Genomic DNA, 14938 nt, shown 5'->3' with positions numbered 1-14938 from the left:
ATGGCAGAACCGATTTCCGCGCCCTTTTCCGACCCGGCGGCCCCGACGCCGAGCGCGGCTGCGCCCGCGGCGGCGGACGCGAGCGCCGAGCGGACGCTCGACAGCCTGCTCAACGAGCGGTTTGCCGGACGCGTGGTGCGCAAGGACCTAACCAAACTCATCAAAGAAGGGGCCAACGTTCCGGTCTACGTGCTCGAATACCTCTTGGGCATGTATTGTGCCTCGGACGACCCGGAGACCATTCGCGCGGGCTTGGACAGCGTCAAGCGCATCCTCGCGGAAAACTACGTGCGCCCGGACGAAGCCGAGAAGGTCAAGAGCAAGATCCGCGAACTCGGCTCCTTCAAGGTGATCGACAAGGTCACGGTCAAGCTCAACGAGAGCCGCGACGCCTATGAAGCGCTGCTCTCCAATCTCGGCATCAAGAACGCCGAGGTGCCGGACCATTACGTGCGCGAGTTTGAGAAGCTGTTGGTCGGCGGCATTTGGTGCATTGTCACGCTGCGCTACTTCTTCGAAGAGAACCAAAAGAGCTCGCCCTTCGCGGTCGCCGATTTGAAGCCCATCCAGATGCCCAGCCTGGACATGGAAGAACTGTTTTCGGCGCGCAAAGGCTTCACCGAATCGCAGTGGATTGATGCGTTGCTGCGCTCGACCGGTATGGAGCCGACGTGCTTCAAAGAGCGAGCCAAGTGGCATTTGCTCGCTCGCATGATCCCGCTTATCGAAAACAACTACAACCTGTGCGAGTTGGGGCCCCGCGGCACGGGGAAGAGCCACATCTACAAGGAAATCAGCCCAAATTCGATCTTGGTTTCCGGGGGGCAGTCGACCGTCGCCAACCTCTTTTACAACATGAGCGCGCGCAAAGTCGGCTTGGTTGGCTTGTGGGACGTCGTGGCGTTCGACGAAGTGGCCGGCATCAGCTTCAAGGACCAAGACGGCGTGCAGATCATGAAAGATTACATGGCCTCCGGCTCGTTCAGCCGGGGCCGTGAGTCCATCAATGCCAGCGCCTCGATGGTCTTTGTCGGCAACATCAACCAAAGCGTCGAGTCGCTCGTGAAAACGAGCCATCTGCTGGCTCCCTTCCCGGACGCGATGATTGACTCCGCGTTTTTCGATCGCTTCCACGCTTACGTGCCGGGTTGGGAGATTCCCAAGATGCGTCCGGAGTTTTTCACGAACCAGTATGGCCTGATCGTCGACTACCTCGCCGAATGGGTGCGCGAGATGCGCAAGCGGAGCTTCGCGGACGCGATCGACAAGTGGTTCAAGCTGGGCAACAACTTGAACCAACGGGATACTATCGCCGTGCGCCGCACGGTCTCTGGCCTTCTCAAACTTATTTTCCCGGACGGCGAATATACGAAGGACACCGTCCGCCGGTGTCTTGAATACGCGTTGGAGGTCCGCCGGCGGGTCAAGGAGCAGCTCAAGAAGATTGGCGGCATGGAGTTCTATGACGTCCATTTCTCCTACATCGACCTCGAAGACCTGCAAGAGCGCTTCGTGTCGGTCCCGGAGCAGACGGGCGGCGGGCTGATCCCGGAGGGGCGCCTGCAACCGGGCGTGCTGCACACGATCGCAATGGCAACAGCCGAAATGCCCGGGGTCTACCGCATGGAAGTCCAAGCCATGGCGGGTGGCGGCAGGTTGTCCGTTTCCGGGTCGCTGTCTCGCGAGCACGTTCGGGTGGCCTTCGACTACTTTCGGGCTAATGCCTCGCGGGTGAGCGCCTCCATCCACCCCACTGAACGCGATTTCCATCTGCATCTGGTTGAGCTGCAAAACGCCGGGGCGCCGGATGCCGTAACCCTCGCAAGCTTCATCGCTTTCTGTTCGGCGGCGCTGAGCAAGCCGGTGCAAACCCAGCTCGCGGTGATGGGCGACATGACGCTCGGCGGCACAATCGCCCAGGCGCGCAACCTCGCCGAGAGCCTGCAAGTGGCGTTTGACGCGGGCGCCAAACGAATCCTGCTGCCCATGTCGAGCGTGACGGACATTCCGACGGTTCCGGGGGAGCTGTTCGCCAAGTTTCAGACCAGTTTTTACTCAGACCCCGTCGACGCCGTCTTCAAGGCGCTGGGCGTAGAGTGAGCCCTGTTCAATAGGGCGGCCGGTGCTCGATGGCGCGGCCACCCTGCAAATCACAACATCTCAGCCAGCGGCTGGCGTTCGGTTCAAGCGGGGGTAGAGACGATGGGAGAGCGTAAGCGACGGTTGCCGTCGTTTCTTGGAGGAGTGGTCTCGGAAGAGGTCTATTTGCGCTGGCTCTTGCGCAAAGCGCAGGCCCATGTCGTGCGCGATCGCGCACGAGGCATGACCGCGACCGGCGCGCAATATCGCGACGCGATTCACGAGGCTGTCGTGGCGAGCGAAGGTCTCGATCACTACACCGGCGAGCACCTCGACTGGCATCTGATCTCGACTTACGCCAATGCGGAGTCGCAGGAGGGGCGCCACCATTACAAAGCCGGCTTCGCGCTCCTGCCGACCGTCGACCACGTCGAGGCGTCGGCCGCCGCGGCCTCGTTCAAGATCTGCGCGTGGCGCACCAACGACGCCAAGAACGACCTGACGGTGGATGGCTTTCTCGCCTTGTGCGAGCGGGTTCTGCGACACTCCGGCTATCGCGTCGATCCCCCGAGCGATGCGCGGCCCCGACTGCGGCGCGTGCAGACCAAGCGCCTGCGGCGCGTCGCGGTCCCCCGACAGTTCCCTAGACTCTCGGTGGCCTACGAGAGATCGACTTCGAAAACGTAGGCCGGGATCCGCTTGTCCGGATAGCCGAAATTGATCGCCGGGTAGTCGGGGCGAATAAGATCGTTCGAGTGAAGTTGAAGCCGCAGCCCCGAAGCGAACAAGACCTCGTTTTCGTGCCCGAGGCTGGTGCCATTTCTGCGAAACACGAACGCTTTGGCCGACGGGTTCACGACGCGCAGCACCAACAGATGGATTTGGCCGGCGTTTTAGGCCTTGCCTCGATGCTCCGCCTCCCTCAACGCAATTGCGGACACAGCGTCGTCGACAGCGGCCAGGTGGTCGTGAAGCTGCCGCTCGCGCCACCCATCCACAGGCCGCCATGGTAGAGAATCTGGCCCACCGGCAGGTGCACGCCGCAGGCGGCGATTTCGGCGTCGACGGCGGCCGGGTCGTAAGCAGGGAACTCCTTTTGGTATTTCGCGATGGCCGCCGGCGTGCGAGAGGGCATGGTGTCTCGCCAGGCCTTGTGCGCGTGGTTGTCCGACAGGGCGTCATTGATGAATTTGCCCAGTCCATTGTCGGCGCCCACCTTCGCCATGTAGCGCGCCGCTTTAAGCGGTGTGCGCACCTCTTCGAGCAGTTGGTCTCTCCCAAACGTGCTCATTCGGCCGGTCTTTTGGTAATCGGCCATGATCTCTTCCTGGGTTTCTGTCGGATGGACCAAATCTGATAGGGCTCGGTAGCAAAGGGATCGACGAGGGGCAGGCTCATGTTTTTGTGGGTCTCCATCGAAGGCGGTGAGCTCATGTTGCGGCGCGAGCGCGTCTTTCAACGGCGTCCACACTATCGCGTCGAGCCGCCCAAAGAAGAGCGGGCCGCCTCGGCGGCGCCGATCGCGTTGAGGTCGAACCTGAACCGATATTCGAAGAGCGAGACGTTCGGCACGACGGCGATCGCTTCGCGCAGCGTCTCGCTGATCGAGCGCGAAGACCCCGCCGGCTCACTGTATTCCGACGACCGCCCGATTTGTCCGGTGCAGGCGCGACGACTTGATCGATGGGAGTGGCCGCCGGAGGAGTCGTAGCGCACGGCGAACGGTCCGACCGTGGGCGCAGTTGACGAAAGGGCCGGCGGGGGCGGAGGTCGCTTGAATTTGCGCGATAATCACGCATTCGCGAGAGGTGGAATGGTTCAGTCGCTGAAACCAGACACAAGAGCAACATGCAAATTCGGGGTGCGTGATGGCAAGGCCAAAACTGAAAGTGGACGACTCGATGGGGTCGCTCTTCGAAGAAAACTATCTTGTCCGCACACTGGGTCGCATCGCCCATGACCCGGAGACTGCTCTCACCGAGCTGGTGGCTAACGCTTGGGATGCGGGAGCATCGCTAGTCGATCTCATTATTCCGCCCACGCATAACCTCGTCTTGACGGTGCAAGACGATGGCCACGGCATGACGGCTGCGCAGTTCAAGGCCCGGTGGATGAAACTCGGTTATGACCGGACCAAGCACCAAAGCTCAAACGTGGAGTTCCCTCCGGAGCGGAAGGGATGGCGTCGACGGGCCTATGGGCGCAATGGGATTGGTCGCCATGGCTTGCTGTGCTTCGCGGGCCAATATTCGATAGAGACTTGGCGCGAAGACAAGGGCGCGAGCTTTGAGATCGGCACGCAGAGTCAGGAGACGCCCTTTAAGATCGAGAAGGAGGGCGCCTTCCTGCGATCGGGCCACGGCACAAAGCTCTCGGTGATGGTCGAACAGCATCTGCCCGACCCGGACCGGATCCGTGAAATCCTGTCAGCTCGCTTCCTACATGATCCACAGTTCGTTGTGCGGGTCAACGGACAGTCCGTTGAACTGGCAGACCAAACGGGGCTCATCGAGCGAATGGACCTTTCAATCGAAGGGTGTCCGCCGGCGGAAGCCTTCGTCGTTGACTCGACTCGGACTGCTCAATCGACCATCTATCAAGGGATTGCCTTCTGGGTCAATGGTCGGCTGGTCGGCACACCCGGATGGGTCGTCGGGTCCGAGGCCGTTATTGACGGTCGTGCCCGATTCGCAAAGCGCTATTCAATTGTTGTCAAAACCAGTGACGGCTGGATGTTGGAGGTCGAGCCTGACTGGTCTCGGTTCAAGAATGGACCCAAGGTGGACGCGCTCTTCGAGGCGGTTCGGCAATACGCGCAGAAATGTTTTGCCTCGTTGTCCGCCACTCTTGTTGAGGAGAGTTCCGAGGAGGCCCTGATCCGAAATCGCGAGGAGTTTAAAGAGCTATCGCAGCTCGGTCGCGCCGAGGTCGCAAGCTTCGCGCGGGATCTGGTGAAGGCGACGCCCACGGTCTCCCCGGATGTGCTCTCTGCTGCGGTTCAGGCTCTGATTAACTTGGAAAAGGCACGCGGTGGCGCAGCTCTTCTTGAAAAACTCACCAAGCTTGACGAGTCCGACATCGATGGACTCGACCGGCTGCTAAGTCAGTGGACCGTCCGCGACGCCTTGTCGGTGCTCGATGAGATCGATCATCGTCTGGCGGTTCTCGCAGCCGTTGAGAAGCTCTGCGGAGACGAGGCGACCGATGAACTTCACACTCTGCATCCCCTGGTCACCCAGGCTCGCTGGCTTTTCGGGCCGGAGTTTGACAGCAGCGAATATTCATCCAACGTCAGCTTGCGAACAGCCGCCGAGAAGATCTTCAAAAAGCGGTTGTCCACCGAGGCCTTCATCAACCACAAACAGCGACCAGACATCGTGGTTCTGGCTAATGCGACGTGTTCGATCGTCGGCACCGAAGGATTCGACCCGGCTGATCCGACGCTCACGCGTATCCAGAACGTGCTGATCATCGAACTCAAGAAGGGCAAATCCGCGATCGGCCGCGAGGAGATGAATCAGGCCGACGGCTATGTGCAGGATTTCCTTGGCAGCGGCGCGCTCGATGGAACACCAATGTTCAGGGCCTTCGTGGTGGGGCACGAGATCGCGGCGAAGACGACGCGCGAGAAAGAGCTCAAAGAGGAGGGCGTTTTACGCGGTCGTGTGCAGGCCGTCACCTACGGCCAGCTCACCCGCTCGGCACACCAGCGGCTGTTTCGGCTCAAAGAGCGCATCCCCGCCCGTTACGAAGATGTTTCGGGGGCTGACTTGTCGGCGCGGGTGATGCAGACCGCCTCTCAAGCCGTGCTGGTGTTGCCGGCGCCGGTCCCAGGCTAAGGAAAAATAGCTCCTACCCTGCGAACACATACTCTGGCGACTTTCGGGAGCCAAGCGCCCCTCGAATGTCACGGGCTGGACGACACATTGGGGCTGCGCGATGAATGCGTTTGTAACCCTTGCGGTTGTGCTGATTTGCGCCGCTGGCGCGGGGTGGCTCGTCTATAAGGGGCTGTCGAGCGTTCGTTCACACGCGGCTCGCTGGGCCTGGCCGATAGTGCCCGCTTTCTTCGTGCTGGTTGCCGCATGGCTCGCCTTCACCGTGAGGGCGATTTTTATTCCTGCGTCCGATGACTCGATGTTTTCGGGGCGACTGACGTTCGAGCTTGCGTTCACGGGCGGACAACCCGGCGCGCCAACGCCGCAAGCGATCAAGATCGATTATCCGGACGCCATAAAGGTCGACGAGGACGCGTTCGCGAGCGCGTGCCGGTCACCCTGAGTCGAGCCAACGAAACTTACCGCTCGGGCGACGTTGAAGTCGATCTTGGATCCGGCCAAATCACGTTTCCCTTGCGATTTGAAACGACGATAGGCGTCTCGGCCGGCGTCTACGATCTGTTGAGCAAATTCGGCGCGATCGCTTCCGCAGTGTTGGGCGGTGGCTGGCTCTGGCAACTGTTGTCGTGGCGCAAAGAGCGTGAGAAGCCTGCTGCGACGCCCGCGCCTGTCGATCCACCACAGGCGCCCAAACCGAAAGCGCGCGATCGTCGGAGGTAACAGGTCGACAGGATGCCCATGGTTGCGGTCAAATGACGGGTCCATCGGCGTTAGTCCCCACAACCGCAGGCGTTGCGCGCGACGCGGCATTAACTTGATGCTTGAAAACACACAAGGCACCACATGAGAAACGATCGCGAAGCATCGTTCGAGTCAATTGAAGAGACGCCCGCAAACGCAAGATCTCTTTCCGCGCAGAAGATCCGCAGGAAGCCGGCGAGCAAACGGGCTGCGGTCAACGAGTTTCAGGCGAGGATGCTTGTGCTTTTAATCGACACGCTCGAAACAGCGGCGCTGGAACATTTTGGCGTGCAGGGCCACGAACGTTTGCCCGTGGAAAGACACGAGGAGTTCACAGCCTTGCTCGAATACCGACTGTTCGTTGAGGGTTCCTACGCGTGCGGGTTTGTGTGCACAGACTTCGCGCCCGGCGGCCCAACCGTCGAGCGCGGCGTGCGTGTTGAAGATGCGGTGGGTTCGTGGCTATTTTTTGAGCTGCGTCACTACGTGCACACGCTGTTGCGTTCGGAGCGGTGGGCGGACGGTTATTCAAGCCCGATATTTGAAGCCTTGGTTCAAGGTGTGTTGCAAGCGATAAGCCGAAGGCTTGCGAACGACGACACGCTCTACGAACCGCTTTAAAGATTCCGATGAGCATGCCGACGCCGCTCGCGCACTCGTGCGCCGCGGTGCTTACCAAGGAATACGCGCCGCGTGGGTGGTCACCGCTTTGCGCAGTTCATCCCGAAGACTTTTGTCGATGCCCACGCGGGTGGCGACCTCCGAGGCATCGAACAGGTTGATCAGCTGCTCTGGCGCGTTCGTCGTGCTGTCAATCGCGTCTTGGAGGCGAGGCAGGGAGATCCGCGGCGCGATCAGGAGCGCAGGCGTGGATAGATGCTGGCGCCACATGGCGTCGAAGTGTCGAGCGATCGGCGCGAGCATCCCGTCGAACGTCAACCGTCCCGCGGATTTGAGCAGCCATAGCAACGCGACGCTCTGGCAGCGAGCTGTCAAAGCGGGCTCCCGACTCGACCTCACCAGCAAGCGGCATACGGCGCCAAGCCTTGCTAGGAATTCCGCGTAGCCGTCAAAGAAAACCTCTCTTGCGCTTTGCCCGTCGATCGAGAAAGCGCGGAGGGCACGCTCCGCCTCCGCTTGCAAATGCCGGCCGTCCGGGCTTCGGGAGAACTCCTCGGTCCAGCGCTCGGCCAGCGATTGAGGCGAGCCTCGATCAAGGTCACGCAGCCACAGCGCAGCCACAAAAACGGCCTCGGCGCTCAGCGTAGCGGTCCGGTCAAGCTCCTCAATGGACCCGGTGTAGGGCGCGAGAGGACTGGCGCCGTTTTGCCTTTGGGCGAGCGATGCCCAATGCGCGCGATTCAAACCCATCAGCGTTTCGGCGAGCTCTTCGAGCTTGCCACTCTCGATCGCTTCGTTGCACCTGAATGACCAGTATTGAAAACTCGCGGCGGGGATCTTGGTCTGTTTGAGGTGGGTGCGCAAGGCGATCGTTTCGGCGCTGGAAACGCCGAGCAAGGAGGCGATTTCGGCCAACATTGCGCCGGACAGGTCGAACGAGTTGCTGGGCATCTCCGCGATGCCCTTGTCTCGATCCGGATTGCTGCACTGCCCGAGCACGGGCTGCACCGGATCCTCGACAAAGCTCGTTCGCAGCTGCGCAAGCGTCCAGAACAAAATGTGGCCGCCCAATTTCTTGGCGGCAAACAGCGCGAATTCGTCGCTTGGGTCGAAATCGTTCCGAAGGGCGTCGAGCCCGGCATACGCGAGCGCGACGGTCCTGGGCCAGGCGCCATTTTTGAACGCGCAGTAGGCCGCGTCGAACCAGGCGCCGCCGGCTGTGGCTCGCATTTTCATTTCGCCGGCCAGGTCGCCGGCCTCCTCAAACCAAGCGGAAGCGCTCTCATAATCGCCGATGAGGCCGGCCGCTATGCCAGCCTTGCGCAGCGAATAGGGATCGCGAACGCCATTCTCGATGGGGGCGCCTGGTCGCCACAGCGACTTTTTCCAGAGTTTCAGCGCGTCTTTATAGCGCTTGCGCTGAAAGAGCACGTTCCCCTCCTGTGCGATCAGCAGGGGCGACTCGCCGAATCGAGCGGCGGCGTCGCGAAGGCAGGCGATGGCTTCGTCGTGTTTGGCCAGGTGCTCATCGTAAATGAGCGCGAGGACGCGGGCTGCGGGGGCTCCAAGCCCAGCGCAGTTCGATGCGGTGGCGAGCTCGATCATTCTCCGCAACGTCGCCACGGCGAAATCCCAACGCGGTGTTTCGCGTTTCGACTCGGCGAGCCACGGCCGATCCACGAAAAGATGGTTCTGCCGGACGAATGGAATATCGAACGCCTTCAACATGCGACTTCGCGCGGTTGGATCGGCGCCTTCCAACGCGCTCAGAAGCTCATTCTGGCAGTCCACGCTGTCGCAACGCGCCTGCATAAACATGAAGAGGGCGGTGATCATGTCGCCGGCGCCGTCCACGGAAAGATCGGCGGGGAGCCCTTGGTTTCGGGCCGACTTGGGGATTAGGTGTTCGAGGCGAACCAGCTCTTCGAGTGCCTGAATCAGCATCGACGCCGGGAAAAAGCCCTCGGTCGCGGAGGCGACCGAGAACGCCCTTAACAGACGACTGCCATTGCGCATTTGATCGTCGGGCAAGCGGGCGATTTCGTCGTTCCACTCGCGGGCGATCTCGGCCACCTGGCTGAGATCCTGCTGTTGCGCGACGCGGAATTGCAGCAATTTCAAAAGGACAAGGCTTCGCCCGCTGAAACGCGAAAACGCGACAGTGGCGTTGCCCCGCGCAAGGAACATGATGGGCGCGATTCGTTCGTAGACGATGTCGCGCGCTTTGCCGTCTTCGCCGGCCAGCCCGGTCAGGCAGTGGGCGAAGCGGCGGTCGTCGGCGCTCTGGAATGCGTGCATGAGCATCGGGAAAGCCTGGTCCACGCTGATCGTGCGTCTGCGGATAATCGTGTCGAACAGGCAGGCATGAGCTTGTTCGATCTTTGCTTGGGGCCAAGCGGAAGCCGCTTGCCCCGTCAAAAGCGCCGTTACCCGATAGCCGTCTGAGCCTTGCAGTTCGATCCAGCGGCCAACGAGTCGATCCAAGGCGTCGCCGGGCGCCGATAGATTCGCGAGCTCATAGCCGATGGCGAGCACCGCCTCGCGATCAAGAGGGGCGAGGGCGAGGCTCAGAGCGTAGAGCAATTCCCGGTCTGCGTCGGGCAACGTCCTCGAAGCCTCTTGCCGAGCGTATCGTTTCGCCTCTTCGATGCTTCGTGGTGGCATGGTCAACGTCGCCGCAGTGGGTGGCGGCCACCCTTCGTCGCGAAGTTCAAGCCCGCGCAGGTGAACGAGTTTTGGGTGGCCACCCCCGGTTTGAGCCAAAATCGTCGCGGCCCAACCGCTGCGCAACGGTTCAGGGCATCCGAGGGATGCAACAAATTCTTCGATTTCCTCTCGCGACAAATCGGGCACGTCATACAAAGCGATCTCTGCCGTTCGCACCCGTGGATCAACGGCCTCGGGATGGACACCCTGGGCCGTGAGCAGCAGCGCATGGCCGCGGGCCGAACATTCGCCGATGATGGCGCTCAGGCGCGTCCAGAAGCCTTGTTCCATGGCGTTCGCAACCGGGACATCGTCGAGAACGATGATTTGGCGCGTGGCCTGGCCCCGAATCTGAACCAGCAGCCGTTCCAACGTCGCCGACAAAGAGGCGCGATCGAGCGATGACAAATCCAACCAGAAATCGGCGCTGCCCAGCACCCGGGAGGCGAGGTTGGCGAGGGTGGTTTTGCCGCGACCTTCGGACCCTGCGATCAACACAGCACGCGGCGACTGCGCAATGGCTTTGACGAGCGGGGCCCTGGGCAGGATTGACGCCGGCAGCGGCGGCGGCCCGATTCCTAGATTCGCGGGCTCAAACGTCATGGCGCCGCCTGCGATCGTCCCATCGCTTGGCGAATACAGCGCATTGCCCAACTGCGCCAACGCCACGTGGGTCATCGGGACGCTAAGGCTGGTCTTTGCCTCGAAGGCCATGAGCTTGTCTTCGATCGTGAGGCTGCGCAGGTGCGGACTCGACTGCGCAGCCGTTTCGCGGCAGCGAGCCAGTAGGCCATCAACCGCCGCCAACGACGCCATGGCGGTGATGTTTCGGGTGGCCCCTAACTGAACCGCGAGCCGCTCGACGCTCAACCGAACAGCGTCGGTGTCGGGCTCGTAGGTGACCCATTCGATGTGGGCCAACAGTTGGTCGCGAAGGTCGGCGGCGTTCGCCGTCGCGAGAAATTTGTTGAGCGCGTGCGTCTTGAAGGGTGCTTTGAAAAAGCGGCCCACGGCCAGCGCCGCGGCGTCGTCGCCAGCGGCGGCTCGCCTCCAAACCTCTATGCCTTTTTCTTTGCCGAATGGCTTCGACTTTTCGAAGCGGATTCCGCCTCGCGTCAAGAACCTCATCGAGAGCGCCGATCGATCCGGATTGCGTTCGCGCAAAAGCCAGAAATTCTCGATGGCCTCTCGGACATCCGAAGAGCCTAACGAGATGTCCTTCGCCGAGTTTTTGACCTGCGTAGTCTCAGCGCCGCGGTCGTCGACAAGGTCGAAGTCTTCGGCGCATTCCAGATACAAAGTTTGTCCCTCGGCAAGCCGCATCCAGGCTTCAACTGAGCGCCAGATCTGGTAATCGTAGCCACGCAGGGAGGCGATCGCTTGCCGAGCCGGGTCACCCACGAGAGGAGAATGCGGACGCGGTGGCCTCTGAGCGGTCACGACCGCAAATCCTGCGACATCCGGTTCCCTGCCACCTCATCGGCGCGGCGACGACCGGCCCCCGGCGCCACAAGCCCGGCTGCATCCAAACAGGCCAAGGCGTCGGGCCCGACCGTTTTCGTTGGGTCGGTCGCGTAGGATGTTGCGCGGGCGGTTCCGGGTGTTCGCATGAGCCGAGGGGCATTGGTCTGGGGAATCTGCGTCGATTCTACGCGGAGGGTGGCGATGCTGGCTATGGTGACGCCCTAAATTGCACGCCGTCGCTCGGTCAGGCCACCGAGGGGCGCCCGGATGAGGGGCGGTCGTCCGACGAGCTGCGCCGAAGCGGCACAGCGGGGGCGCTGATACGGGTAGTTGAGTCCCGACTAGTGACGCATCTCGAACTCGCACCCTTTCGAATCACCAGTTAAGCCCCAGCGCGCGACGTCTGCGCTTGCTCACTGGTTCGGTGGGCAGTTCTGCGATCGCCTACGCCAGGGACGGCGCGGTGATTTCGCAGTATCTTCTTTCAGCCCCGCTGATTCGCTCCTTGATGGCCGACACCAAAGCAGAATTTGCCGCGTCCATTGGATCAAGCATTTGCGTCATGTCGTGTTCCATCATCGGATAGCCATCAGGTTGGCTCCATTGGGACAAGCACAGCGCGTCGCTTTGATCGAACGGGAACGGCACATCAAACGCCGCGCAACAACGAGCGAACACCGTCGCGAGTTCCGCGAGTCGTTTTCGGCGGTTCAGCTCATCGACTTTCATGTGAAAATCGCGGCCCCGGTTATTCAAAAAGAATTCGAAAAAATCGCGCTGAAACGACGGAAACTGAGCCGTCACGCGGTCGATCTCAGAAAGCTGCTTTTCGGCGTTAAGATCGCGCAGAAAATTATCGGGCTGATGCGCGGAAAGCGGACACGCGCGCGACACTCGGTAAGAGAAAGGACCCTGCGCGGAAAACGCCTCAAAGTTTCGCCGGATGAACGTTTTCACCGGCAGAAAGAAGGCTTGTCCCAGGCGGTTGTCGGCCACGACGAGAAAAACCGGCAGTTGCTGGCGAAACCAATAATTCGACGTCGATATCTTTACACCCGAGACAGCCACGTCGCCGCTGGTCGTCCAAACCGGGTCGGTTTTCCCCTTCAATTGAAGCAGCGCGCTTTCGCTGCTCAGACGATGCTGGGCGTCCGTGAATTCCAGCAAAAATCAATGCCGTAGTCCCACTCCGAGAGGGCGCGAAGCGGCCAATGGCGTGGCAAGCACTGCGTCAAAATGAGGCGGGCCTCAGCGTCGGACGTGTGGCTTACCACGCGAGTCGGTCCAGCGCGTTCTGGGTCGGAAAAAGCGTCGTAGGGGTTCATGCGACAAAAGCCTTTCTGGCTGGCGCGAAAGGTTGAGGAACGTCAATGATAGCTAGCAAGATGGTTGCCGTGGCAACCGACTACGTCGAGCGCGCGAAGGTCTGTTAGCTGCCCATATTCGACGGAGTGACCTGCGACCGTTCCCTGATGGAGAGCGAAGGCGTGAAGGGCGCTCGCACGACTGCGATGCGGAGCAGCGTTGCCTGCTCTAGGACGTCTTGGCGATTGAGCGGGAAGATGCCGTCTGGGTCTACATGCCTGTCTTTCTCGGTCGCACGCTGGTTCAGACTGAGAACTTGTTAGCTTCTTTGAGCCTACACAGCCTGTATTCGAGCACGGCAAGCGTGTAGTGACCCGAGCAGCGAATGGCATAACCACCGTCACCGCGCATGAAGTCGTGGTTGTCTTCGAGGTAGGTTTCGGGGAAACGGGCTTGGAGCTGGGCTGCAGTCGTCTTCATGGTGTGTGGTGTGCTGCATCGTGGTTGGGAGACTTCATTCTCACGACACAGGCTTGGCACCGGTGCGGATCTGTTGAGGTCTACTTTCCATCGCGACGCCGCGGCCCGTCTGATATAAGGTTCGAAAAGGCTACTTTGCACAGAGGGACCGCCGTGGCGTGCCATGGACCTGCCGATACTTATACAAAGCCATGGCTTGTCTACCCGGCGTGAAGCCATGGCAATTTCGCCAAGGATTTGAACGGATTCTGGGCCTTGGCCTTGCTGGCTTGGCGGCACGTCTAAGAAAATTTCCTGGAGCATCGATTGAAAGACAGCGATGCGGCCCGAAAGCATGGTTTTCTTAGACGTGCTTTACTCCGGGTGAGCCTGTCAGATTTTCTGTGTGCCGAGGTCATGAGACGATAACGGAAATAACGTCCTATGACCGAAGCAACCGTGACAAAGAAGAACAGGAACCCGAAGGCACCGAAGCTGTTTCCCGACGAGTTGATCGACCAATTGCTTGCCCAGGTGCAGGGCAAGGATGCTGAGTCGGTCCTGGGCGAATCAGGTCTGGCCGGCCAGCTCAAGAAACGGCTGGCCGAGCGCATGCTCGCGGCCGAGTTGAGCCACCATCTGGAAGCCGAGACCGGGCAAGGCAAGTCCGGCAACCACCGCAACGGCACCAGCCCCAAGACGGTCATCACGCCCAATGGCGAACTGAATCTGGACATTCCGCGTGACCGGCAGGCGACATTCGAGCCGCAGTTGGTGGGCAAGTATCAGCGCCGGCTGCCGGGCTTTGACGATCACGTCATCAGCATGTACGCGCGCGGCATGAGCGTGCGCGAGATTCAGGGCCATTTGCTGGAGCTATATGGCCTACAGGTGTCGCCCGATCTGATTTCGACCGTCACCGACGAGGTGCTGGCCGAAGTCGAACAGTGGCAGCAACGCCCGCTCGAGGCGATGTATCCGATCGTGTATTTCGACGCACTTCGACTGAAGATCCGCGACGAAGGCACGGTCAGGAACAAGGCGGTGTACCTCGCGCTGGGCATTCGGGCCGACGGGCGCAAGGAAGTGCTGGGTTTGTGGATCGAGCAAACCGAAGGCGCCAAGTTCTGGCTGAAGGTTTTCAACGAGTTGAAGAATCGCGGTTTGCACGACATCCTGATTGCGGTGGTCGACGGCCTGCGTGGGTTCCCGGAGGCCATCGAGGCGGTGTTTCCGGCCGCGCAGATCCAGACCTGCATCGTGCATCTGATCCGTAATTCGCTGAATCTGGCGAGCTGGAAGGACCGTAAGCCGTTGGCTGCGGCGCTCAAGCCGATCTATCAGGCCGCCACCGCCGAAGCCGCTGAGGCGGCGCTGCAAGCCTTCTCGCAAAGCGAATGGGGCAAGAAATTCCCAACGGTCGCCGCGATGTGGCAGCGCCAATGGGAACAGGTCATTCCGTTCTTCGCCTATCCGCCGGAAGTACGCAGAATCATATACACGACAAATGCGATCGAAAGCATGCACATGCAGCTTCGCAAGATCGTCAAGAACCGCGGTCACTTCCCAAGCGACGAAGCCGCCAGCAAATTGCTATACCTGGCCTTGCGCAACATCGAAAAGGACTGGAAGATGCCACCTATCACCTGGCGGCAAGCAGTCAATCAGTTCGCCATTCTGTTCGGCGAGCGGTTCACCAGCGCCATCAACTGAGATTTCTAACC

13 protein-coding genes are annotated in these 14938 nt (G+C 60.8%); 8 read left to right on the top strand and 5 right to left on the bottom strand.

What is annotated here, in order from left to right:
- Both brxL and B0G82_RS17795 read left to right on the top strand, forming a co-directional pair.
- The gene (gene brxL / locus B0G82_RS17800) at nucleotides 1-2100 is read left to right on the top strand and encodes a protease Lon-related BREX system protein BrxL (RefSeq protein ID WP_241974609.1); all 2100 of its coding nucleotides are present in this window, start codon (nucleotides 1-3) and stop codon (nucleotides 2098-2100) included.
- A 102-nt stretch (nucleotides 2101-2202) separates the two neighbouring features.
- The gene (locus B0G82_RS17795) at nucleotides 2203-2766 is read left to right on the top strand and encodes a hypothetical protein (protein WP_241974608.1); all 564 of its coding nucleotides are present in this window, start codon (nucleotides 2203-2205) and stop codon (nucleotides 2764-2766) included.
- On the opposite strand, the gene B0G82_RS17790 is transcribed toward B0G82_RS17795, so the two are convergent.
- Together B0G82_RS17790 and B0G82_RS17785 are read right to left on the bottom strand one after the other, a co-directional pair.
- Entirely contained in the window at nucleotides 2739-2936 is a 198-nt protein-coding gene (locus tag B0G82_RS17790) for a hypothetical protein (RefSeq protein ID WP_147439502.1), read from the bottom strand. The two genes, B0G82_RS17795 and B0G82_RS17790, sit on opposite strands and share 28 nt — an antisense overlap.
- A 65-nt stretch (nucleotides 2937-3001) precedes the next feature.
- Entirely contained in the window at nucleotides 3002-3397 is a 396-nt protein-coding gene (locus B0G82_RS17785) for a hypothetical protein (protein WP_121308224.1), read from the bottom strand.
- A 78-nt stretch (nucleotides 3398-3475) separates the two neighbouring features.
- On the opposite strand from B0G82_RS17785, the gene B0G82_RS39745 reads away from it, so the two are divergent.
- The 5 genes from B0G82_RS39745 to B0G82_RS17760 all read left to right on the top strand — a co-directional run bounded on the left by B0G82_RS39745 (nucleotide 3476) and on the right by B0G82_RS17760 (nucleotide 7280).
- Nucleotides 3476-3790, top strand: a complete 315-nt coding sequence (locus B0G82_RS39745) for a hypothetical protein (RefSeq protein ID WP_158608158.1) — start codon at nucleotides 3476-3478, stop codon at nucleotides 3788-3790.
- Between the two features lie 157 nt (nucleotides 3791-3947).
- Entirely contained in the window at nucleotides 3948-5918 is a 1971-nt protein-coding gene (locus B0G82_RS17775) for an ATP-binding protein (protein WP_199730101.1), read from the top strand.
- Between the two features lie 100 nt (nucleotides 5919-6018).
- Nucleotides 6019-6360 carry a hypothetical protein gene (locus B0G82_RS17770; RefSeq protein WP_121308220.1) on the top strand — a complete coding sequence of 114 codons (342 nt, stop codon included), beginning with the start codon at nucleotides 6019-6021 and terminating at the stop codon, nucleotides 6358-6360.
- Entirely contained in the window at nucleotides 6345-6638 is a 294-nt protein-coding gene (locus tag B0G82_RS17765; protein WP_121308218.1) for a hypothetical protein, read from the top strand. Before B0G82_RS17770 ends, B0G82_RS17765 begins: the two co-directional genes overlap by 16 nt.
- 123 nt (nucleotides 6639-6761) lie before the next feature.
- Nucleotides 6762-7280 (top strand): hypothetical protein, encoded by a 519-nt coding sequence (locus tag B0G82_RS17760; RefSeq protein WP_121308216.1) that lies wholly within the window; start codon nucleotides 6762-6764, stop codon nucleotides 7278-7280.
- A 51-nt stretch (nucleotides 7281-7331) separates the two neighbouring features.
- On the opposite strand, the gene B0G82_RS17755 is transcribed toward B0G82_RS17760, so the two are convergent.
- From B0G82_RS17755 to B0G82_RS39740, 3 genes are all read right to left on the bottom strand, one after another.
- Nucleotides 7332-11309 carry a hypothetical protein gene (locus B0G82_RS17755; RefSeq protein WP_121308214.1) on the bottom strand — a complete coding sequence of 1326 codons (3978 nt, stop codon included), beginning with the start codon at nucleotides 11307-11309 and terminating at the stop codon, nucleotides 7332-7334.
- Between the two features lie 585 nt (nucleotides 11310-11894).
- Nucleotides 11895-12617, bottom strand: a complete 723-nt coding sequence (locus B0G82_RS17750) for a hypothetical protein (RefSeq protein WP_121308213.1) — start codon at nucleotides 12615-12617, stop codon at nucleotides 11895-11897.
- 441 nt (nucleotides 12618-13058) lie between these two features.
- Nucleotides 13059-13235 carry a hypothetical protein gene (locus tag B0G82_RS39740; protein WP_158608157.1) on the bottom strand — a complete coding sequence of 59 codons (177 nt, stop codon included), beginning with the start codon at nucleotides 13233-13235 and terminating at the stop codon, nucleotides 13059-13061.
- Between the two features lie 423 nt (nucleotides 13236-13658).
- Here B0G82_RS39740 and B0G82_RS17745 point away from each other — a divergent pair, with 423 nt between their 5' ends.
- Complete coding sequence (locus B0G82_RS17745) at nucleotides 13659-14927, top strand: IS256 family transposase (RefSeq protein WP_206751610.1); 1269 nt, start codon at nucleotides 13659-13661, stop codon at nucleotides 14925-14927.
- Nucleotides 14928-14938: the final 11 nt, after the last annotated feature.

The organism is Paraburkholderia sp. BL17N1 (assembly GCF_003634175.1).
Classification (GTDB): Bacteria; Pseudomonadota; Gammaproteobacteria; order Burkholderiales; family Burkholderiaceae; genus Paraburkholderia.
Note: the sequence above shows the minus strand (reverse complement) of the source record. Positions and strands in the feature narration are given on the sequence as shown.

Coding starts and splice junctions, on each gene's coding strand:
- B0G82_RS17770 (WP_121308220.1), top strand. CDS start 6,019: ATGAATGCGTTTGTAACCCTTGCGGTTGTGCTGATTTGCGCCGCTGGC.
- B0G82_RS17785 (WP_121308224.1), bottom strand. CDS start 3,397: ATGGCCGATTACCAAAAGACCGGCCGAATGAGCACGTTTGGGAGAGAC.
- B0G82_RS39740 (WP_158608157.1), bottom strand. CDS start 13,235: ATGAAGACGACTGCAGCCCAGCTCCAAGCCCGTTTCCCCGAAACCTAC.
- brxL (WP_241974609.1), top strand. CDS start 1: ATGGCAGAACCGATTTCCGCGCCCTTTTCCGACCCGGCGGCCCCGACG.
- B0G82_RS17745 (WP_206751610.1), top strand. CDS start 13,659: ATGACCGAAGCAACCGTGACAAAGAAGAACAGGAACCCGAAGGCACCG.
- B0G82_RS17775 (WP_199730101.1), top strand. CDS start 3,948: ATGGCAAGGCCAAAACTGAAAGTGGACGACTCGATGGGGTCGCTCTTC.
- B0G82_RS17760 (WP_121308216.1), top strand. CDS start 6,762: ATGAGAAACGATCGCGAAGCATCGTTCGAGTCAATTGAAGAGACGCCC.
- B0G82_RS17795 (WP_241974608.1), top strand. CDS start 2,203: ATGGGAGAGCGTAAGCGACGGTTGCCGTCGTTTCTTGGAGGAGTGGTC.
- B0G82_RS39745 (WP_158608158.1), top strand. CDS start 3,476: ATGTTTTTGTGGGTCTCCATCGAAGGCGGTGAGCTCATGTTGCGGCGC.
- B0G82_RS17755 (WP_121308214.1), bottom strand. CDS start 11,309: ATGCGGCTTGCCGAGGGACAAACTTTGTATCTGGAATGCGCCGAAGAC.